Annotated in this window: 19 protein-coding genes and 1 pseudogene; 8 read left to right on the top strand and 12 right to left on the bottom strand. The window is 72.0% G+C overall.

The features are described from left to right. Positions 1–113 precede the first annotated feature (113 nt). Positions 114–1292, top strand: a complete 1179-nt coding sequence (locus AC07AL_RS34945; protein ID WP_363627779.1) for an agmatine deiminase family protein — start codon at positions 114–116, stop codon at positions 1290–1292. A 212-nt stretch (positions 1293–1504) separates the two neighbouring features. Here the strand turns inward: AC07AL_RS34945 and AC07AL_RS34940 are convergent, their stop codons facing one another. After that, a complete protein-coding gene (locus AC07AL_RS34940) occupies positions 1505–2239 on the bottom strand; it encodes a dienelactone hydrolase family protein (RefSeq protein WP_363585519.1) in 735 nt (244 codons plus the stop codon). A 251-nt stretch (positions 2240–2490) separates the two neighbouring features. Then, positions 2491–3087: a TetR/AcrR family transcriptional regulator gene (locus AC07AL_RS34935; protein ID WP_063352386.1), complete on the bottom strand. Its 597-nt coding sequence runs from the start codon at positions 3085–3087 to the stop codon at positions 2491–2493. Positions 3088–3291: 204 nt separating this feature from the next. Between AC07AL_RS34935 and AC07AL_RS34930 the strand changes: the two genes are divergently transcribed. From AC07AL_RS34930 to AC07AL_RS34915, 4 genes are all read left to right on the top strand, one after another. Continuing rightward, positions 3292–3627, top strand: a complete 336-nt coding sequence (locus AC07AL_RS34930) for an agmatine deiminase family protein (protein WP_478319356.1) — start codon at positions 3292–3294, stop codon at positions 3625–3627. A gap of 162 nt (positions 3628–3789) precedes the next feature. Continuing rightward, positions 3790–4110 (top strand): chaplin family protein, encoded by a 321-nt coding sequence (locus AC07AL_RS34925; protein WP_478319355.1) that lies wholly within the window; start codon positions 3790–3792, stop codon positions 4108–4110. 59 nt (positions 4111–4169) lie between these two features. Beyond that, entirely contained in the window at positions 4170–5429 is a 1260-nt protein-coding gene (locus AC07AL_RS34920) for a tetratricopeptide repeat protein (protein ID WP_478319354.1), read from the top strand. Continuing rightward, positions 5426–6415, top strand: coding sequence for a hypothetical protein (locus AC07AL_RS34915; RefSeq protein WP_478319353.1), 990 nt, complete (start codon positions 5426–5428; stop codon positions 6413–6415). The genes AC07AL_RS34920 and AC07AL_RS34915 overlap by 4 nt, the downstream gene beginning before the upstream one ends. 169 nt (positions 6416–6584) lie before the next feature. Here AC07AL_RS34915 and AC07AL_RS34910 read toward each other — a convergent pair whose 3' ends face one another. The 7 genes from AC07AL_RS34910 to AC07AL_RS34880 form a co-directional block, all read right to left on the bottom strand. Beyond that, the gene (locus AC07AL_RS34910) at positions 6585–6929 is read right to left on the bottom strand and encodes a tRNA-binding protein (protein ID WP_363624264.1); all 345 of its coding nucleotides are present in this window, start codon (positions 6927–6929) and stop codon (positions 6585–6587) included. After that, positions 6929–7831, bottom strand: a complete 903-nt coding sequence (locus AC07AL_RS34905; protein WP_363585508.1) for a 2OG-Fe dioxygenase family protein — start codon at positions 7829–7831, stop codon at positions 6929–6931. The genes AC07AL_RS34910 and AC07AL_RS34905 overlap by 1 nt, the downstream gene beginning before the upstream one ends. A gap of 367 nt (positions 7832–8198) precedes the next feature. After that, a complete protein-coding gene (locus tag AC07AL_RS34900) occupies positions 8199–9362 on the bottom strand; it encodes an alpha-hydroxy-acid oxidizing protein (RefSeq protein ID WP_478319352.1) in 1164 nt (387 codons plus the stop codon). A gap of 349 nt (positions 9363–9711) precedes the next feature. Beyond that, positions 9712–12921, bottom strand: coding sequence for an AfsR/SARP family transcriptional regulator (locus AC07AL_RS34895; protein WP_478319351.1), 3210 nt, complete (start codon positions 12919–12921; stop codon positions 9712–9714). A 9-nt stretch (positions 12922–12930) separates the two neighbouring features. Further along, entirely contained in the window at positions 12931–13887 is a 957-nt protein-coding gene (locus AC07AL_RS34890; protein ID WP_478319350.1) for a DUF4184 family protein, read from the bottom strand. Positions 13888–14491: 604 nt separating this feature from the next. Then, positions 14492–15022 carry a transposase gene (locus AC07AL_RS34885; RefSeq protein ID WP_478319349.1) on the bottom strand — a complete coding sequence of 177 codons (531 nt, stop codon included), beginning with the start codon at positions 15020–15022 and terminating at the stop codon, positions 14492–14494. 441 nt (positions 15023–15463) lie between these two features. After that, the gene (locus tag AC07AL_RS34880; protein ID WP_363585504.1) at positions 15464–16264 is read right to left on the bottom strand and encodes a maleylpyruvate isomerase family mycothiol-dependent enzyme; all 801 of its coding nucleotides are present in this window, start codon (positions 16262–16264) and stop codon (positions 15464–15466) included. Positions 16265–16394: 130 nt separating this feature from the next. Between AC07AL_RS34880 and AC07AL_RS34875 the strand changes: the two genes are divergently transcribed. Beyond that, on the top strand, positions 16395–16694 hold the full coding sequence (locus tag AC07AL_RS34875; protein ID WP_363585503.1) for a hypothetical protein: 300 nt from the start codon (positions 16395–16397) through the stop codon (positions 16692–16694). 81 nt (positions 16695–16775) lie between these two features. Continuing rightward, positions 16776–16934, top strand: a pseudogene (locus AC07AL_RS34870) (IS630 family transposase); the annotation flags it as partial. A gap of 20 nt (positions 16935–16954) precedes the next feature. Here AC07AL_RS34870 and AC07AL_RS34865 read toward each other — a convergent pair. Together AC07AL_RS34865 and AC07AL_RS34860 are read right to left on the bottom strand one after the other, a co-directional pair. Continuing rightward, positions 16955–17857, bottom strand: a complete 903-nt coding sequence (locus AC07AL_RS34865) for a hypothetical protein (RefSeq protein ID WP_478319348.1) — start codon at positions 17855–17857, stop codon at positions 16955–16957. Continuing rightward, positions 17854–18180, bottom strand: coding sequence for a PadR family transcriptional regulator (locus tag AC07AL_RS34860; RefSeq protein WP_363585501.1), 327 nt, complete (start codon positions 18178–18180; stop codon positions 17854–17856). The genes AC07AL_RS34865 and AC07AL_RS34860 overlap by 4 nt, the downstream gene beginning before the upstream one ends. On the opposite strand from AC07AL_RS34860, the gene AC07AL_RS34855 reads away from it, so the two are divergent. Then, positions 18175–18426, top strand: coding sequence for a hypothetical protein (locus tag AC07AL_RS34855; RefSeq protein WP_478319347.1), 252 nt, complete (start codon positions 18175–18177; stop codon positions 18424–18426). The two genes, AC07AL_RS34860 and AC07AL_RS34855, sit on opposite strands and share 6 nt — an antisense overlap. A gap of 87 nt (positions 18427–18513) precedes the next feature. On the opposite strand, the gene AC07AL_RS34850 is transcribed toward AC07AL_RS34855, so the two are convergent. Next, positions 18514–19149: a TetR/AcrR family transcriptional regulator gene (locus AC07AL_RS34850; protein WP_478319346.1), complete on the bottom strand. Its 636-nt coding sequence runs from the start codon at positions 19147–19149 to the stop codon at positions 18514–18516. Positions 19150–19242 lie beyond the last annotated feature (93 nt).

The raw sequence follows: 19242 nt of genomic DNA, 5'->3' as shown, positions 1-19242 counted from the left end.
AGGCGGCGCCCGTCATCAGCGGACGGGCCGCTTCGGGCTTGACTGACTTTTCAGTCAATGAAAGTGTTGACGGCGAGCTCGACGTCGGCGCTACCCCTGACCGGAGAATCCCCGTGCCCTACCCTGATCTGTCCCGCCGCACCATCCTGCGCTCCCTCGGCGGCGCGGGCGTCCTCGCCCTCGGCCTGACCGCCTGTTCGGACCTCGACGAACCCGTCGAGGACGCCACGCAGGCCCCGCAGCCATCCGGGGCCCCACAGCCGTCCGGGTCCTCGGCGGCTCCCGGTGCGCGCCGCTTCGGCGCCGAATGGGAGAAGCACGTCCGCACCGTGATGTCCTGGCCCGCCTCGGAGAGCGTCTGGGGCGACCAGCTCCCCGACGTCCGGAGGGACATCGCCGGCCTGGCGCGGGCCATCGCCGCCCGCGAACCGGTCGTCCTGATGGCCCGCCCCGAGCAGAAGGACGCCGCGCAGAGCGCGTGCGGCTCCGCGGTCGAGGTCGTCCCCATCGCCGTCGACGACCTGTGGGCCCGCGACACCCTGCCGGTGTTCGTCGAGGAGGGCGGCAAGGTCAAGGGCGTCGACTTCAACTTCAACGGCTGGGGCGACAAGCAGCAGCACGCCAACGACGGCAAGATCGCCCGCACCGTCCTGGCCAAGTACGGCGTCGAACGCATCGAGACGAAGCTGGTCGCCGAGGGCGGCTCCTTCGAGACCGACGGCCAGGGCACCCTGCTGGTCACCGAGAGCTCCGTCGTCAACGGCAACCGCAACCCCGGCATGTCCCGCGACCAGGTCGAGGCCGAGCTCAAGAAGGCCCTCGGCGTCACCACCGTGATCTGGCTGGCCGGCGTCAGGGGCAAGGACATCACCGACGCCCACGTCGACTGCCTCACCCGCTTCGCCGCCCCCGGAGTCGTCCTGCTCGACCAGGCCTTCCCCGGTTCACCCGCCGACGTCTGGTCCCGCTCCGCCGACCAGGCCCGCGGCGTCTTCACGGACGCCGTCGACGCCCGCGGCAGGAAGCTCGACGTCATCGAGCTCCAGCAGCCCGACCCCGACAGGATCACCGGCCGCGGCGACGCCTTCGTCTCCTCCTACATGAACTTCTACGTCGGCTCCAAGGGCGTCTACCTCCCGAAGTTCGGCGACGACCGCGCCGACGTCCGCGCCCAGCAGATCCTCAAGCAGCACTTCCCCGACCGCGAGATCGTCCCCGTCAAGATCGACAACATCGCCGCCGGAGGTGGCGGCATCCACTGCGCCACCCACGACATCCCGGCCGTCGGGTGAACGCGCGGTTCGCCTGACACCCGCCGGGGCGTGCGGTCTCCTCGAAGCTCCACAGAAATCGAACCGTTGATGACTTCAGGCAGCACGGGCCCCTGCCGAGAGTTCAGCAGGGGCCCACGGTGCAGAGAGCTGTGGACGGCCGGGGCCTGCCCTCGACGAGTGGCAGGCCGTCGGCATCAGCTATCGTCTGCCGCCGGTCCGACGGCCCGGCCTCACCTCAGGTGTCGGGTGAAGAACTGGGCCGCGGCGTCCCCGGCGAACTGCGGGACGCCGGTGTGCCCGCCCATGTTGGCGTGCAGGGACTTCTCCTTCGAGCCGAAGGCGTCGAACAGGTCCAGGGCCGCCTGCCGGTCGTTCCCCTCGTCGTCCCACTGCAGCAGGACATGCAGCGGAATGGTGACCTGCCGGGCCTCCTCGAACATGGAGCGAGGCACGAAACTGCCGGCGAACAGAACGGCGGCCGAGATGCGCGGCTCGACCACCGCCAGCCGGATCCCGATGGAGATCACTCCCCCCGAGTACGCGACCGGGCCGCCGATCTCGGGCAGCGCGAGGAGGGCGTCCAGGGCGGCCCGCCATTCCGGGACCGCCTTGTCGACCAGCGGGAGGATGAGGGCGTCGACGATCTCGTCGCTGACCGGCTCGCCGGCCTCCAGCGCCCGGCGCAAGTCGGCGCGGGCCTGCTCCACGGCGGGCCAACGAGGCCGGTCGCCGCTTCCGGGGAGTTCGATGGTCGCCGTGGCGAAGCCGTCCGCCGCGGCGTGCCGGGCCCGGGCCACCAGTCGGGGGTACATCCTGCGCAGTCCGAGGGGAGGGTGGCCGAGCAGGATCAGCGGCGCCGGTGCGGATGCGGCTCCGGGCGTCCACAGGATGCCGGGGATCTCGCCGAGGGTGAACTCGCGCTCGAGGACACCGTCGTCGAGGCGCTGTTCAGAAGTGAAGTGCATGGTCGTGCCTTTCGGGAGGGCTCGGATACGGCGCTCCCGGACGACCTATCGCCCGACCGTGACCCCGGAGGAGAGCACCCATGTGAATACTGCGTTCACGGGTACCACCTCCTCGTTCTCTCGCACGGCCTCCGGAAACATAGCAGCGGTCACCTCGTCCGCCAAACGGGTTTTTGCGGAGTCTCCGCGACGGCGGGGTGCACCGGCGCCGGCGGCGGCCTGCCCCGGACCTCGGGCAGGTGGAGGATCGGTCAGCAGCGGCACCGCACGACGGCCGGAAGCGCCTCCAACTCCACCTCGATCGCCTCCCGGAGCAAGCGTCGCGCGTGCTCCAGCGGCATCGAACCGGTCAGCCAGCGGGCGCTGAGGCCCTCGATCAGGACGGTGAGGCGTTCGGCGGAGGCCGTGTGGGCCGGCGCCGTGGCCTCGGGGCGGGCGCGGCCGAGCAGGTCCGCGACATCGTGCACCCAGGCGTGGGTGGCCCGTGCCAGTTCCTCCCGGAGATCGGGCTCGAAGACCGCGCTGGCCCTCAACTCCCCCCAGGCCGTGCTGTTCTCCCGCACGTCCGGGGTGTCCTGGAGTTCCAGGAGCAGGACCTGTTCGAGATCGCGCCGGGGATCGTCCGAGTACCCCGCCGAGTCCCCCTCCGCGGTGTAGCGGTCCGCCCGGTCGCTGATGAACTCCAGGGTCTTGCGGAGCAGCCCGGCCCGGTCGGTGAAGTGGTAGTACAGCAGCGAGGTGGACACCCCCGCCTCGGCGGCCAGTTCGCCCACGCGCAGCCCGCGCACACCACGCCGCGCGATGACGCGGGTGGCGGCGATGAGTATCTCTGTTCGACGATCCGACACAAGCGATCACCCTACCCGGCCGGGGCCTCGCGCGGAGGAATTCCTGATCAAAATTTCAGGGCCCAACTCCCGTACGGCCAGGCGGGTGACCCCAGCCCGGGGCTCACGGCGGACTCACGGCAAGCTCGTGGCGGGCTCACGACAGGCCGGTGCGGCAAGGAAAACCGCGATACCGTACGTATCGGGTATTGACTGAATTTTTAGTTGCAGCCAAGATGTGCGTCACCCCACACCTCCCGCCCCCAAGGGAGTCCTCTTGGACACGCCCGTTCCCACCCGCCGCAGCCTGCTCGGATTCGGCGCTACGCGGACGGGGTCGCCTACGCGATCCTCCAGGCCAAGTACCCCGACCGCACCGTGGTCCAGCCGGACATCGACGACATCGCGACCGGCGGCGGCATCCACTGCTCCACCCAGTCGCAGCCCGCCGTACCGCCCGCCGGCGGAGCGGCGCGCACACCGGCACGGCCCACCGGCCACGCGCAGGCGTGCGCGCCGAACCCCCCGCAATCGCCCCCCCTCCCGGCCCCTGGCCGCTGACGAACGGGCCGGGGCCGCCGCCGGGGCCGGGCTGATCCCGATGGTGCGTATCTGGAGGGTGGTTCCGTCGTTGACCAGCCTGCGGTCCCGGGTGGTTGCCCGGGGCGTGGTCTGCACGGGCGCCGGCTCTCGCCGGGCGGCGCTGTGCGAGGAAGGAGTGCGATGAACATGGTGACGGGTGAGGGGCGCCCGGCCGCGGGCAGCGGTGCGCGCACCGTGGGCAAGCGGGTGGCGGTCCTGGGTACGGCTGTGGGGGCCGCGCTGGTCCCGGTCGGCACCGCCCACGCCAACATCGTCGGCGTGGGCAACGCCGTGTTCGACAACTCCTGTGTGAACCACGGCGGCACCCAGGCCACCGGGGGCACCGTCTCCGACAGCGGGACGGTGACGGGCAACCAGGTCGGCCTGCCGTTGAGCCTGCCCCGCAACCACTGCGGGAGCAGCGGGATCGTCTGCACCGCCGTTTTCGGCTCCAGCGTCTGATTTGGTTGGTCCGAGGTCGTGCGAGGGGGGATGTGGTGGCCGGTCCCGGGGTGGCGGGTGTGTCGGTGGAGGACGCCGCGGTGCGGGAGTTGGCGGCGCTGAGCGGGCGCGGGCTGCCGTTGCTGCGGCAGTGGGTGGCCGAACAGCCGCAGCTGGGTGTGGCTCGGGCGTTGCTGGTGCTGGCGACCAGCGTCAGCTTGAGCGACGAGGCGCTGCGGGAGGAGCTGGTGGTCGCGTACCGGGACGCGCAGACCGCCGGTGCGCGGTCGGCGAGCCTGGTGTACGGGGTCTTCCTTTACACCCACCGGCAGTTCCGGATGACGGCCGACCACCTGGTGACACATTTCGCGCGGTGGCCCGGGGACGAGACGGCCTCCCTGCTGCTGGACGCCTTCCACGCCTGCGGGGAGGCCGCCTACCGCGCGCACGGTGATGTGCTGGTCGAGCGGCAGTACGCCCTGGCCGGTGCGGACAGCTGGCCGTGGGCGGGCCGGCTGGCGTGGACGCGGGCGGAGCAGGGCCGCGCCGAGGAGGCCCTCGAACTGGCCGAGCACACCTTGGCCCGGTATCCGCGCGCCGGACTCGCCGCGCACGCCCGCGCGCACGCCGAGCAGGAGCTGGGAGCAGGCCCCGCCTCCACCGCGTTCCTCGACCGGTGGCTGGCCGCCGACCCGCTGGCGGTGCAGTTCAAGCACCTGAACTGGCATGCCGCCCTGCAGTCGTTGGCCTGCGGGGACTTCGCGGACGCGCGCCGACGGGCCGACGAAGTCCTGGGCCGCGCGGACGTGGGGATGCGGTCCGCGACGAACTGGCGTCTGCTGCTGGCCGGACAGGAACCGGCCGGCCGCTGCGACCTCGACCACGTACGCGGCCTGCTGGCCGGTCCGGGCGGCATGGCGGAGGCCTTCCACACCTTCAACCTGGCCCTAGCGCTGACCGTCGAGTCCGCCACCGACGACCTGGAGGCCCTGGCCCGCCGGGCGGCCGCCGACCAGCGCCCCGACTACAGCGAAGTCCTCGCCCCGGTGGTCCGGGCCCTCGCCCACGTGACCGCCGGCCGCGCCCAGGCCGCCGTCGACCTCCTGACCGGACTGGGCGGGCAGGTCGAGCGGATCGGCGGCGTGCGGGTGGAACGCGAGATCGTCCAGGACACACTGGCCCGCGCCCTGATCGACACCGGCGAGCACGCCCGCGCGGCCCACCTGCTGCACGAGCGCGTCACGACCCGGCGCCACCACACCTACGAGGACCTCCTCCTCACCCCGCCCGCCGACCCGCCCCCCTCCACCGCCCCCTCGTCTCCGGGAGCCCTCCCATGACCGTGCCCCAGCTGATCGTCGTCTCGCTGCGCGGCAGCGGCACACCCCTGCTCGCCCGCATCACCACCGCACTCGGCTACACCCCCTACGGCACGATGAGCGGCTTCCAGGACGACGGCGACGAGCGGCCCGGCCCCGGCGAAGTCTCCCCGCTGCTCCGGGCCGCCTACGGGCAGGACGAGGCCGGACGCCTGCTGAGCAGGCAGCGCGACCACCTGGAAGAGCTGGAAACCGCCTTCCAGAACGCGGTGAACGCCCTGTGGCGGGTGTGGTGGACACGGCTGGGCCAGCCGGTCACCGCCGCCTCACCCGTCGACCCCGGCCTCGAAGACCGCCTCGCCCGCGTCCCCGACACCGACCTGCCCCGGCTGCTGCCGGGCCGCGGCTGCTGGTACGTCAACAGCCTGGACCTGGAGCGTGCCGACGCCGGTTTCCTGCGCGCCTGGCACGCCACCGAACGGCCGCCGATCGTCTACCACCACCGCGACGTCCGCGACCGCGTCATCGAGCAGATCCGCCTGCTCTCCCAACCCACCGGCCACGTCGGCTCCATGCCCGAACACCTCGTCTACCGCGACATCGTCAGCGCCCTGCCCACCATGGACGCCAGGATCACCCTCGCCCTGACCGACCCCGGCTTCCCCGGCATGCGCGAAGCCCGCCGCTGCCAGTGGCTGCTGCGCCACCCCGCCGTCTGCGTGCTCACCCACGAAGAACTCGCCGGCCCCGCCGAAGCCCGTGGCCGGGCCCTCGGCCGGCTGCTGGCCGCCACCGGCCACCCGGACCCGGCCACGGCCCTCGCCGCCCTGCCCGGGCCTCCCGACGCCGGTGCCGAGAACGGTGAACTCCCCGTGGGCGGCTGGCGGGAACACTTCAGTCCCGACCACGTACGCCTCCTCCACCAGCACCACAGCGACCTCCTCACTCCCCCTCGGTCGCACGGCGTGGAATCGTCGAGGAGCATCCGCTCGACCAGTTCCGCGTGACCGACGCCGCCCACGGCCGCAGCCATCAGGGGGAGGGCGGCCCTGCGGCGCAGCGCCGGCAGGGTGCGGGAGCCCGGGGGAATCTCCCCCGGGCTCCCACAGAGTGACGTCAGGTCGCTCCTCCGCGGCGTCCCCGGCCCGGTCGTCCGGCCGGTGATGCCGGTTCGCGTCAGAGCAGCCGCGCTCCCGGCTTGACCTCCCGGTCCGGGGCGATCAGGACCACGTCGCCGCCGCCCTCGCCCGGCACCCCGAGGACGAGGACCTCGGACATGAAGTCCGCGACCTGCCGGGGCGGGAGGTTCACCACGGCCATCACCAGGCGACCTTCGAGGTCATCGAGCGCGTACAGGTCGGTGATCTGGGCGCTGGACTTCCGAACGCCCAGCTCGCCGAAGTCGATCCACAGCTTGTACGCGGGCCGGCGGGCGCGCGGGAACGCCTCGGCGCGGACGATCCGGCCCGCACGGATGTCGACGTCCAGGAAGTCGGTGATCGTGATCCCGTCCGCCGCCATCAGACCATCACCGAGGGAAGCAACCCGACCGACATCGGCAGGGCGGAGTGGCAGGCGAGGGAGTCGTGCGTGTGGGAGATGTGACCCTCCAGGGCGGGCTTCCGCGTGAAGAAGATCAGCATATCCCTGGTGGAGGTCTGCTGCGGGTCGGCGGCGACCACCGGGGAGAGGCTGTGCTTCCGCTCGTGGTCGACGACCAGCATGGTGTCGAGGAAGTGGCGGTGCTGGTACTGGCCCACGACGAGCTCCGGCTCAACCTCGTCCCAGCGGACCGCGTTGATCTGCCGCATGTCGTGGAGGAAGGTGATGGCGCTGTCGGCGGTCATGTTCTCACTGCCGAGCAGGGTGGTCATGGTGTGGTCCACGCCGTCGCTGTGCACCCCTTCGAGGGCGGGCTCGCCGACGAGTTCGGGCGTGGTGACGGTCCGCAGGTTGAACAGGGTGCACACCCAGCCGGGGTAGTCGTAGTCCAGCTTCGGGCGGTGCGCGATCTCCACGTCCTGGACCATGAACGCCTTGAACAGGAGCAGCCCCTGGAAGGCCCGGTTCAACTGGAGGTCGTCACCGACCTCCGCGAACTCACGCTTCTGTCCGGAGTCATGGCGTACGAAGTCCTCGTCGGCCGAGAGCGCGAACGGCTGGAATTCGCCCCGGTCGATCGTCCCGTTCTTCACGTCGAAGTGGAAGCGGCCGTTCTTCGACTGGCGGAAGGGGAGGGTGGGGTCGTCCGGCAGGTCGTCACTCACCCGCTGGAGCTGGGCCAGGTCGGCGTCGGTGGCGCCGAGCCCCTTCAGTAAGCCGGCCATGCGCTCTCCAGGGACGAAAGCCGAACGCTGCTCGACATACTCCTTCTTGATCCGGGTCAACTCGGATATGACCTGGTCGAGGTCGTTGGTGTTCATAGAATGAATACTCCGTTCCGGTTCAGGGGACGACTCCCCGCAGGCTCTCGTGTCATCGGTGACGTCCGCCCTGGGGCGGAACCGATCGCCTCCGACGAGAAAAACCTACGAGCAGCTGATCAATGATCAGTCAACGATGGATCTACGTGCGCGTCATGGCTGATTCAAGGTCTTGACGGCTCCACGAACCCGCAGATCACAGTCAAGTGACGGCCAGTCATACACATGAACTCCTGACGGTCAAGCCGACCACAGAGATCCGGTCAGGACCGCTTTCACCACAACCGGGTTCACGTAGTCCGGGGAAGCACGGACCGCGTCGCCACCGAATACGTGTCGTGAATTTCGGCCGTCGGCCGTCGGCGACTCAGAGGCGCACCAGCGCCTCGCGGGTCAGGTCGGCCAGGGTCGGGTAGCCGTCGACCGCCATGAGCAGGTCGGCCTCCGCCAGCAGCGAGCGCAGCACGTGCACGATGCCGTCCTCGCCGCCGAGCGCCAGCCCGTACGCGTACGGGCGGCCGACGCCGACCGCGGTGGCGCCGAGGGCGAGCGCCTTGACGACATCGGCGCCGCTGCGCACCCCGGAGTCGAAGAGCACCGGCAGAGCGCCCGCCGCCTCGACCACGGCGGGCAGCGCGTCCAGGGCGGGCAGGCCTCCGTTGGCCTGGCGGCCACCGTGGTTGGAGCAGTAGAGGCCGTCGACGCCGCCGTCCCGGGCCCGGCGGACGTCCTCGGGGTGACAGACGCCCTTGAGGATGATCGGCAGGTCGGTGAGCGAGCGCAGCCACGGCAGGTCGTCCCAGGTCAGCGGGTTGCCGAAGATACCGGCCCACTCCAGGATCGCCGCACCCGGATCCTCCTCGGGAGCCTTGGCCAGGCGGGCCCGGAAGACCGGGTCGGTGAAGTAGTTCGCCAGGCAGTGGCCGCGCAGCTGGGGGAAGTTGGAGGTGGCGAGGTCGCGCGGGCGCCAGCCGGTGATCCAGGTGTCCAGGGTGACCACGATGCCCCGGAAGCCGGCCGCCTCCGCGCGGTGCACCAGGCTGGCGGCGAGGTCTCGGTCGGTCGGGGTGTAGAGCTGGAAGAAGCCGGGCGTGTCGCCGAACTCGGCCGCGACCTGCTCCAGCGGGTCGACGGTGAGGGTGGAGGCCACCATCGGCACGCCGGTGCGGGCGGCGGCCCTGGCGGCGGCGAGGTCTCCGTGGCCGTCCTGGGCGCAGAGGCCGATCACGCCGACCGGCGCCAGGAACAGCGGCGAGGGCAGGGTGTGGCCGAACAGGTCGACGGTCAGGTCGCGACGGGCGGCGCCGACCATCATCCGGGGGTAGAGGCCCCACCGCTCGAAGGCCCGGACGTTGGCGCGCTGGGTGTGCTCGTCCCCCGCGCCGCCGGCCACGTACGACCAGATCGACGGGGGGAGGGCGGCCTGCGCCCCGGCCTCCAGCCCGGCGTACGTCATCGGCAGGGCGGGCTGCACCCCGCGCAGGCCCTCGAAGTAGATCTCGTTCTGGTAGTCACCGAACTGCTGGGCCATGGTTCCCAACCTCCTGTTGGTGCGGTGCGGTGCGGTGCGGTGTCCGTGTGCGGGAGTGACGGGAGTGACGGTTGCGTTGATCTGATGTCTACCGGCCCCTGCGAGCGTTCGGACGTCTTGCCGTAGGTACGTAGGGAGCGTCATCCGTGTTTCGAACGATTGTTGTCCGTACGGCTGTTGCCGGTGCGGCCGTGCTGGTGCCGGTGGTGGGCGCTGTTGCCGTGGGCGCGGGGGCCCCCGTGCGACAGGGCTCGCCGACCGAGCCGTCGGCGCAGGCCTGCGGCGGGTCGGCCGACGTGCACTGCCTCTCGGGGCGCATCGCGTGGAACGGCACCGGTCTCGTCATCCGCTACCGGGGGTGAGGGGTCCGGTCGGCGGTCGCCAGGGCGGCCAGCATCGACGTCACGTCGGCGGCCTCCGGGGCGCTGAGGCGGCTGAGCAGTAGGCGCGCCTTCGCTTCCTGATGCCGGGCGGCGTGGTGGTCGCTGCGGGCGGTCATCGCATGGGCCAACACCAGGTGGGCGAGAGCGCGTTCGCGCTGTCGCCCACCTGCTTCTGCGAGGTCCAGTGCCCGCTCCGCCTGCTGAACGGCCTCGTCGAGCCGTCCGAGCAGGCGCAGGACGTCGGCCAGGCGGCTTCGGGCGGCCGACTCCCGGTTGAGATCGCCGGTGACGCCCGCGCAGCAGATGCAGGACCGCAGCTGCGCCGCGGCGTCGTCGAGTCGGCCCAGTTCCTGGTAGGCGAGGCCGAGGACGTAGTGCACGTACGCGGTCATCGCGACGTCGGCGGTCCCCCCGGGTTCGGCGAGGATCCGCTGACAGGTCTGCACCGCCGTGGCCACGTGACCGGTGCGGATGCGGGACAGGGCCGCGTTCGCGGTGCTCGCCACCTCGCCGGACCGGTGGCCGAGCTGCCGGGCGAGCGCCACCGCCTCGTCGAAGGCGGCGATCGCCTCCTCGTGCCGGCCCTCGGCCTGGGCGATGAGGCCCAGGTCGTTGAGGGCTTGCCGGAGAACGGCCGGGTCCTCCGCCTCCCGGCAGGCTTCGGCCGCCTGCCGGGCCTGTGCGCCGGCCTCGCCGAGCCGGGCCCGGGCCAGCAGGACCGTGCCGAGGAGGAACCGCGACCGGCCCTCCGCGCAACGGTCGCCGGCCGCGACGGCGGCGGCGATCAGCGTGCGGGTGGCGTCTTCCGCTCGGCCGCCGACGGCGCCGAGGCCGAGCGGGCTGAGGGCGATCAGCAGGTTGACGGCCGCCCGCAGGTCGGTCATCGCCGAGGGCCGGCCGTCGGCGAGGGCGCGCAGGGTGTCCGTCGCGACGGCGGCCGCGAGCGCCACGGCGCCGGGTGTCTCGGTCCGGGCCCACCGGCGGGCGTCCGCCAGATCCGCGAAGACCGGGGAGACCGGGGAGACCGGGGAGACCGAGGGGCGCAAGGAAGCCGGGGCGACCGGGGAGCGGCCTGGACGGGCGGCCGGGGAGCGGCCAGGAGGGGCGGCCGGCTGCTGGAGCGGCTCGCCGAAGACGTCGGCGACCGGGTCGCCGGGTACGGCGAGGGTGAAGGCCGTACGGGCGCAGCCGAGCAGATGGGTCAGCAGCCGCTGCTGGGCGCCGGCCCGTTCGTGGTCGCCGGTCCGCAGCGACGCCCGGCGGGCGAAGGCGCGCACCAGGTCGTGGTAGCGGTAGCGCCCGGCGCCCGTCGACTCCAGCAGCGCCTGGTCCACCAGCGACTCCGCGAGCCGCTCCGCCTGGTACTCCGCCAGACCCAGGACTGCGGCTGCCGATGCCAGACCGAGGTCGGGCTCCGCCCAGGAGAGCATCCGGAACGCCGTGGCCAGGGGCGGTGGGAGCAGCCGGTAGCTGAGCTCGAAGACCTGCTCGATCGCCAGGTCGCCCGTGCGCAGGGCGTCGATGCCCTCGCGGTCGTCGGCCAGGCTCCGGACGAGCTCGGCGATCGGCTGATCCGGGGTGGCGGCGAGCCGGGCCGCGGCGATCCGCACGGCCAGGGGGAGCCGGCCGCAGGCATCGACCAACATCCTGGCCTGGGGGCCCTGTCCGGACCGGCGTGCCGCGCCGATGACCGAGTCGAGCAGGCCGATCGCCTCGGGCTCGCTGAACACGTCCAGCGCGACGTGCAGGACCGACGGCACACTGGTGAGCACCGTGCGACTGGTGACGATGACCGCGCAGTCCGACGAGCCGGGCAGCAACGGCTGGATCTGGGCCTCGTCGCGTGCGTTGTCCAGGAGGATGAGCAGCCGTCGTCCCGCGCTGGCGGTCCGGAACAGCGCCGACCTGCTTTCGAGGTCCTTGGGCACAACTGCCGCCCGGACGCCCAGCGTTGTCAGGAAGTCCGCCAGGATGTCGGACGCGTTCGCGGGCACCAGGTCGGCGCCGCGCAGGTCCGCGTACAGCCGGCCGTCGGGGAAGTCCGGGCGCACGGTGTGGGCGGCTCGCACCGCGAGGGTCGTCTTCCCCACCCCGGCCATCCCGGTCACGGTCACCAGTCGCAGTGCGGGGCTGGTCCGTCCGGCCGGTGCTCGCCCGGTCAGCGCTTGTCCGATTCCGGCGATGTGGTCCTGCCGTCCGATGAACTGCGCCAGCACCGGGGGGAGTTGGTCCAGGGCTTCACTGTCGGCCGCATCGCCTGCGCTGCGGTCGACGTCTCGTTCGGCGCCGCGGTCGACGTCTCGGTCAGCCGACGCGGGCGATAACGGTACGTCTGGGCGTAAGCCCGGACCGGGTGCAGCGGTCCTCGATCGCATGGCGGCATCCACACCGAGATCGTGACACAACTCCGTGAGCGCGGGCGCCGGTTCGATCCCCAGCTGCTCGACCAACCGTAATCGAAGCGCGTCGTAGACCGCACGCGCCTCGGACGTGCGCCCTTGCCGCCGCAGCGCGCGGATGAGCAGTTCCTGGAGGCGCTCGTGGAGCGGGTGGTCACCGGCCAGCTGCTCCAGCTCCGACAGGTAGCCGGAGGGAGCGTCGAGGGCCGCGCCGAGTCCCGCACCGTGGGCCACGTCGAGGGCCACGTCGAGGGCGAGGCGCTCCTCCAGGAGGGTGAGGCGCAGCCTCGAAAGCCGCTCCCGCTCGCGGCACATGAGCGGCCCTGGCAGGCCGGCGAGCGGCTCCCCGCGCCACTGGGCCAGGGCTTCTCCCAGTGCGTTCCGGGCGTCCTGCGGGCGCTTGGCGGCGCACGTCCCGGCCAGTTCCTGCAAGCGCTTGACCCGCCACAGGTCCACGCGGTCCGGCTCGACGGCCAGACGGTAGCCACCCGTTCGGGAGACCAGCACCCTGGGCGCCGTGCGCACGGGCTCCAGCAGGTTCCGCAGCTGCCACACGTAGGTGCGCAAGCTGGTGTCGGGCGCACCGGGCGGCCGGTCTCCCCACAGGCCGTCGATCAGCTCGTCGACCGTCACGACCGCGTTCGGGCGCAGCAGCAGGGCGGCCAGTACCGACCGCTGCTGCGGGCCGCCGAAGTGCAGGTCCGTGCCGGCGCGCCGGACCCGCAGCTCGCCGAGTAACGCGAAGCTCAGCGAATCCTGATCATGATCTGGACGCACGTGTTCCCCTCATCTGGTCGGCCGGGTACCGAACCGGCCATCGGCCTCTGCCTGGTGTTCCGATTGTCGGTGAACGGCCCCGCGTTCTCCCTGCGGACCCGGGCGTACTGTGTCAACTCTGCCCCGGCGGAGGCGGGTTGCCGTGAGGGCGCGCCGACTCCACCACATGAGGACGTACAGGGCCAGGCTGCCGATCAGGCCGGCGCCCGCGCCCTTCGCCGCGTCGGACAGCACCCCTTCGACGACGGCGCTCAGCGGCAGCCCGTCGGCCACCGCCTCCGGGCCGGCGAGCCACCGCCAGGCGTGGGCAACGGCTCCGACGAGCGTGACCAGGGCCATGGCGAGGAGGACGGGGCGCCGGGTTTCGCTGCCAGGCTTCGTGCGGCCCTCAGTGGCGAGGAAGCGGGCCCGCCTCGGCCACACGTACACCGCGATGGCGGCCAGGCCGCCGATCGTGCTCGCGTGCTGCAACGCCCGCGCCCAGGTGAGGCTGCCCACCAGCGTGGAGTTGAGCCAGGGCGTACGGGCGACCACGAAGCCGTCGAAGTGGGTGAAGGCGTCCCAGACCAGGTGCGTGGCGATGCCGATCAGGGCGGACAGCACGATCCACCCGGCTCGTCGCGCCAGCGCGCCGACAGCGCGGAGCCGCGACGCGGCGCTGGGCTCCGGCAGCGGCAGCGGCAGCGGCAGCGGCAGCAGGGACGCCAGCGGGCGTTCGCCGGCGCGGAGCAGTCCCCACAGGGCGAGGGCGTACGGCAGGGCGACGGTGACGGCGCCCGGAGCGCTGTGCGAGGTCGTGGCGTTGACGAACGGTTCGTACCAGGACTGCGCACTGACGGGCAGTCCCGTGGTGACGACGAAGTAGGGCAGGTCCGGTGCGACGGCTCCGGCGACCAGCGCGGCCCGACTGAAGGGTCTCCGCAGCAACGGCAGTACGGCCGCGGGGTGGGCCAGGGTGAACGGCATGAGCATCCTCTCGCGCAGACCTCAATAGTCCGTCGAACGGAATGCTACGTCAAACGGACTAATAACCTCTGGCGGATGCGCCGCGTCATCCCTCGCGGCTCCGGCTGCGGCGGGCGACCGTGCTGTCGATGCCCAAGGCCCGATAGGCCAGATGGGCCTGAACGCCGTCCGGAATCCAGCATCCTCCCCATCCTCCCCGTCACGGTCGCGGCGGGTCCGCTCGCAGAAGCCAACCCTCACCACCGGCGAACTCAATGCCCTGGAAGGAAGCACCGAACGCCACCTGGTCGAACCCGACTTCCCGGTGCAGAGAGGTTGTCGTCTTTCCAGGCTTGAGGACTGCGTTCTCGCTGGTCAGGCATAGGGTCGGCGGTCTCGTGGCAGTGGTGACGTGTCGTGTCGTCGCTTTGGTGGAGGTCGAGGATGCCGTCGGTCGTGGGACTGCTGGAACAGCGTGAGCTCACCGCTCGCCGTCGTGTCGACGATCTGCGGGAGGAGGCCGACCGCCTCCAGACGGAGCTGCCCGTGGCCGAGCGGGAGTGGAACGAGTGGGTCATCGCCCGCTCACGCGTTGGCGAGGTACTGGCCCCGGGCAACGACGCCGTCATCGGCCCCGCCGCCTCCGAGGGTCTGCCGCCTCCGAGGGTCTGCCGCCTCCGAGGGTCTGCCGGCTCCGAGGGCCTGCCGCCTCCGAGGGTCTGCCGGCTCCTGGTGTGCAACCGGCGCGGCCCGAACCGGCAGAGGCGGCGAAGCCGAAAACAGTGGTGCCGGTGTGGCGCGCGGGGCCGCGGCGGTCAGAGCCGACGACCGCGTCCGCTTTGACCGACTGCGAGTCGATCACGCCCGCGCCCGGCTCCGGGTCCCGCCCGGCCCGCTCGCGGACCCGGCGGCGGAGCCGGTCGTGGAACTCGCGGACCAGATCGTGGTTGCGCCAGCGCCGGAAGAACGCGTAGGCCCGGTCCCACGGTGGGAAGTCGGCAGGCATGGGCCGCCACTTCGTGCCGTTGTCGACCAGGTAGCGGATCGCGTCCGGCATCGCGCGGTGGCAATAAGCCTCCGGTTGCCCACCCCGACCCCGCAGCCAGCCCGGCACCGGCAGCAGTGGCCGGACGACCGCCCACTCGGCGTCCGACATGTCGGTGGGATACCGACGCTCGCGCACCCCGTGGTCTCCGGCGTTCCCGAACCTGTGAGCCAGACAGTCACACGCGAGAGTGGCCGAAGTGGACCCCACTCCCGCGTTGCCGTAGAAATGCGACAACAGGGCCTCCTGGACCGCACGTTGGCTTCGACACCCTTCGAGCTGCCAAGAGGCCCTGCTCTCATGCACGGCAGCCGCCGCAGTCACCCGATCGACTGACTTCTCGACGAGATCGGGACGACGACAGTCGCGTCGCTTCTCATGATCGCTGGGGCGGACACATTCGCACTGCCATCCAGGTAGACGGTCGGCTTGGTGACGCCCCGAGGCCGCCTCGCGGGTTCGAGCCCGGTGCCGCGACCGACGAACCCGGCGAAGAGTCGTGTCCTACCGGCTCGAGGCCCGGTCCCCGCCCCGCCCCGTCCCCGCTACGTCCTACTTCTCCTCCGGCTCCCAGGCGCGGAGCAGGTCGAGCAGCCCTGCGTCTCCGTCAACGTGCAAGGAGTCGGCCTGGATCCGGTCGTACAGGTAGAGGACCAGCTCACTGGCCGTGCCGTGGACGGAGGCGCCGGCTGCGTCCGAGTCCTCGCCGGTCGCGGCGGTGGGCGCGGGGATGCGGGTGGTGCGTGCGCCGTCGCCGTCGACGGTGAGGCGCCAGGAGCGGCCCTCGGCGGCGTGGAAGTCGAAGGCCGTGGGCTTGTGCGGCCAGGCACTCGGCGTTCCGCAGACGGTGAACAGGAACTCCTCCACACCGTCGAGTACCACCTCGACCGGCAGCGGCTGCGGGGCGCCCCAGGCGAGCTGGGCGTCGTACGTGTGCACCGCGGTCTCCTGGACCCGGTGCCGGGCGACACCGCCGGAGGTTGGCGGTGACTGCGACGCGGGCCACCACGTCCAGCAACCGCTCTCCGGTCCTGCCTCGCGCAGGGCGCTCAGCAGAAGCTGCGTCGACGCGGCCAGCCAGGCCAGCAGGGCCTCACGCTCCCGCGGCACTACCAGAGCGGCGCGCGCGGCGACGGCCTCGGCCGGGGGCGCGTCGGCAGGCCCCGCACCGACGATGGCGGCCCAGAAATGGTCTCCCCCACCCAGGTGCTTCACCAGATCGAACAACGTCCACCCGGGGCAGGTCGGCACCTGCGCGTCAAGACTGGGCGCGGCGGCAACCACGGCGCGGAATGCGGTCGACCGTTCATCGATCAGTCGCAGCAGGTCAGGGAACTCAAGATTCTTTTCCACGCCGGATGTCTATCACCGTGCTCCGGTGATCGGACAGCGATTTTCACAGTCGCCGCCGGTTGGCCACTGCGGACGTCTCGCCTCCCACCGCTCGGGTGACAAGCTGCGCACTGCTGCGAGGACGCCGGTGGTGGCGGTACGCCAGGCGTCGTGCCTGTGGGTGCCCTGGCCTCGCCGCGCGGCCGGGCACCTCGGCGACGTGACGTCCACCCGGTACGCGCTGTTCGGAGACCTTGTGTCGCGCCTCGAGGACGACTTCGCCATGCGGTGTGCGACCGAGCGAGACGCCCAGGACCGCAGTGAGTACGGTCGTGTCACCGTACCGGCAGATGCGACCGTGTGCGGGACTCGGATCGTCGTCTGCGTGAGCAAGTTCGGGTCGCCGGCCCTGGTCTGCGCGGACAACCCCGGTGCCTTCCTGGTGCTCTGACCGCGAAGGTTCACCGGGTTCGCGGTGGCACGGTCCGGACCGGTTGGACGTGGGTGGACATCCGAGGTTCGGGGAGGCGTGGTGGCGGAGCCGGTCAAGGTTCGGAGACTGGCCGGCCAGGAGGGCCAGCAGTTACAGCGGATTGTGCGGCGTGGCAGTACGGGTTCGGTGCGCTACCGGCGGGCGATGATGTTGCTGGCCTCGGCCGGCGGGAACCGCGTGCCGGTCATCGCCCAGCTGCACCGTCCCCGAGCTGCCGGTCAGCGGAGGAGGCGACCGCTTCGCTTCAGGCGGCCGGCGAGCCCGACGGCCACCACGGTGGCCGGCAGCGCGGCCGCCAGGCACGCCACGACAGCCGCCTCGCCCCACGCCACCGTGTAGGCGTGGGCGAGCAGCGGCGGGGAGGCCAGGGCCATCGCCGCCAGCTCGCGGCCGCCCCGCGATCCACTGGACCAGGTCAGCGCGACACCGGTCGCGGCGAGGACGACCAGCGGCCAGCACCCGTAGTCGGTGCTGACCCACGGCACCCCGTGCGAGGCGATGGCCGCCCGCGGCACGACCACGAGCGCGACCACGGCAGCGGCCTCGCCCGCTCGCCCCGCCGCGACGCCCTCCGCCCGCCGGTCCTGCGGGCAGGCGAGCAGCACGGCCGCCGCCAGAACCATCGCGGCCGGGGTGACCACCGGGTCACCGAACCCCGGCCCGCTGACCACCGCGGCCACCGCGAAGGAGAGCAGCCCGGCCACCGCGCAGGGCACCCCCACGCGCCACCGGCCGGTCAGCGCCGCTACCGCCCCCGCGACCACGACCAGCGACGAGACGAGCAGCGCGCCCCACGCCCCCGACAGGTCGGCTTCGAGTCGCACCCCCAACGGGGCGGGCGAGGAGACGACGTCGGCGTACCAGGTCAGCAGGTGCAGGCCGCAGGCGGCGGCCGAGGCGGCCAGCGCGAAGGGGTACGCCAGCGCGAGGACCTTCGCGACGGGAGCGGCCGGGCCCAGCCCCATCCGCATCCTCATCGCGTGCGCCGCCAGACCCGCGCCCTCCCGCAGCCGCGAACCCAGCGGCTCGCCCGCGGTCATCTCGCGGAAGGTCGCGACGATCTCCCCGCTGTGGGCCCGGCGGTAGGCGGCGGGATAGAGCCGCAGGACGCGCTCGATCATGCGGAGGCCGCCGGCGGCTCGGCGACGGACAGGCGGCGGGTGGCCTCCTTCGCCGCCGCGGCCAGGCGCTCGGCCTCCACCGCGAGCCGCTCCCGCCCCGCCGGGGACAAGGTGAAGATCCGCCGGGCCCGGCCGTCGACGATCTCCTCGCGGTCGATGTCGATCAGGCCGTCGGCCAGCAGCCGGTCCAGGGCCCCGTACAGCGCACCCGTGCGCAGCGCGACCCGGCCGCCGGTCATCGTCTTGACCTCCTGCGCGATGGCGTATCCGTGCCGGGGCGCGTCCGCGAGGGCGGTCAGCACCATCAGGGTGGGCTCTTGCATCACACGTTCACTCACCTCACGAAGATAGTCACTCCGCCGGACCATCTCAACGCGGTCGGCCGGGGCCCTGAGGTGCGGTGCCGGGGCCTATCGCCGTTCGGCGCGTCGCTCGCCGCTCCGTTCGACGCCCGGTTCCTGCACGGGCAGGCCGCGGAGCAGCGTGCCGAGGAACAGTTCGAAGCGGGGGGTGCTGTCGCCGAGGTCGAGGGGGTGCTCCTGAACAGCGGTGATGCGCTGACCGCTTGAGCTCGCCTTCGTTTGCCGACAGGTATCGCGGGTGAAGGCGTCGCGGTCTTTGGCATTGCGCGTCAGTGTCGAAGTTCCGGCTTCGGGTCAGGCCGACGGGTCGGGGGTGTATCTGGCGAGCATGGTCTCGACGGCCTCTTCGACGGCGTTGTGGATGTCGGAGGCTGCGGGGTTCCAGCCGGTCAGCAACATGCGGGGCCACAGGACGTAGTTGGCGATCATGCCGAGGAACTGGTTCGCGGCGCTCTCAGCGTCGGGCACATCAGCGTTGCCCGCCTCATGCTCGGATTCCAAGTAGTGCTGGACGGAGGCGAAGTAGGGCAGTTTGCCGAGCTGGAACTGCATCCGTCCCAGCTCGGGGAAACGAGGCAGTTCGGCGATGACGATCCGGAACAGGCCTGTCATGCGAGGCTGGCTGATCAGGTCGGCGTAGCGGTGGCCGATGGCTGTCAGCCCGGAGCGCAGATCTCCCGCCTGCGGCCGGGCGGCGGTATCGCCGGCGTCACGCTGCCAGGACTCGGTGACGATGGCCTCGAAGAGGGCCGCCTTGGTGGGGAACCGCTTGAACAGGGTGGACTTCGAGACCCCGGCCGCTTCGGCGATCCGTGCGAGGGAAGTGCCGGCGTAGCCACGGTCCAAGAACAGTTCTGTGGCCGCGGAGGTGATCGCCTCGCGCTTCTGCTGGGCGAGCCTGCGGTGATGCGCGGTGAGTTCTGCTGCCATGCGGAGAGTATGCCGCAGCCCCGAGGGGGGGGGGGGGGGGGGGGGGGGGGGGGGGGGGGGGGGGGGGGGGGGGAAAGAGGAGGAGGGAGGAGG

Source organism: Kitasatospora sp. NPDC043949, assembly GCF_056435365.1.
This window is presented reverse-complemented; position numbering and strand designations above follow the sequence as displayed.

Bases quoted from the DNA above. Each gene is read 5' to 3' on its own strand.
- AC07AL_RS34860 (WP_363585501.1), bottom strand. From the start codon at position 18,180: ATGCAAGAGCCCACCCTGATGGTGCTGACCGCCCTCGCGGACGCGCCC.
- AC07AL_RS34910 (WP_363624264.1), bottom strand. From the start codon at position 6,929: ATGGCGGCGGACGGGATCACGATCACCGACTTCCTGGACGTCGACATC.
- AC07AL_RS34925 (WP_478319355.1), top strand. From the start codon at position 3,790: ATGAACATGGTGACGGGTGAGGGGCGCCCGGCCGCGGGCAGCGGTGCG.
- AC07AL_RS34940 (WP_363585519.1), bottom strand. From the start codon at position 2,239: ATGCACTTCACTTCTGAACAGCGCCTCGACGACGGTGTCCTCGAGCGC.
- AC07AL_RS34905 (WP_363585508.1), bottom strand. From the start codon at position 7,831: ATGAACACCAACGACCTCGACCAGGTCATATCCGAGTTGACCCGGATC.
- AC07AL_RS34890 (WP_478319350.1), bottom strand. From the start codon at position 13,887: ATGCCGTTCACCCTGGCCCACCCCGCGGCCGTACTGCCGTTGCTGCGG.
- AC07AL_RS34850 (WP_478319346.1), bottom strand. From the start codon at position 19,149: ATGGCAGCAGAACTCACCGCGCATCACCGCAGGCTCGCCCAGCAGAAG.
- AC07AL_RS34915 (WP_478319353.1), top strand. From the start codon at position 5,426: ATGACCGTGCCCCAGCTGATCGTCGTCTCGCTGCGCGGCAGCGGCACA.
- AC07AL_RS34885 (WP_478319349.1), bottom strand. From the start codon at position 15,022: ATGTCGGACGCCGAGTGGGCGGTCGTCCGGCCACTGCTGCCGGTGCCG.
- AC07AL_RS34900 (WP_478319352.1), bottom strand. From the start codon at position 9,362: ATGGCCCAGCAGTTCGGTGACTACCAGAACGAGATCTACTTCGAGGGC.
- AC07AL_RS34865 (WP_478319348.1), bottom strand. From the start codon at position 17,857: ATGATCGAGCGCGTCCTGCGGCTCTATCCCGCCGCCTACCGCCGGGCC.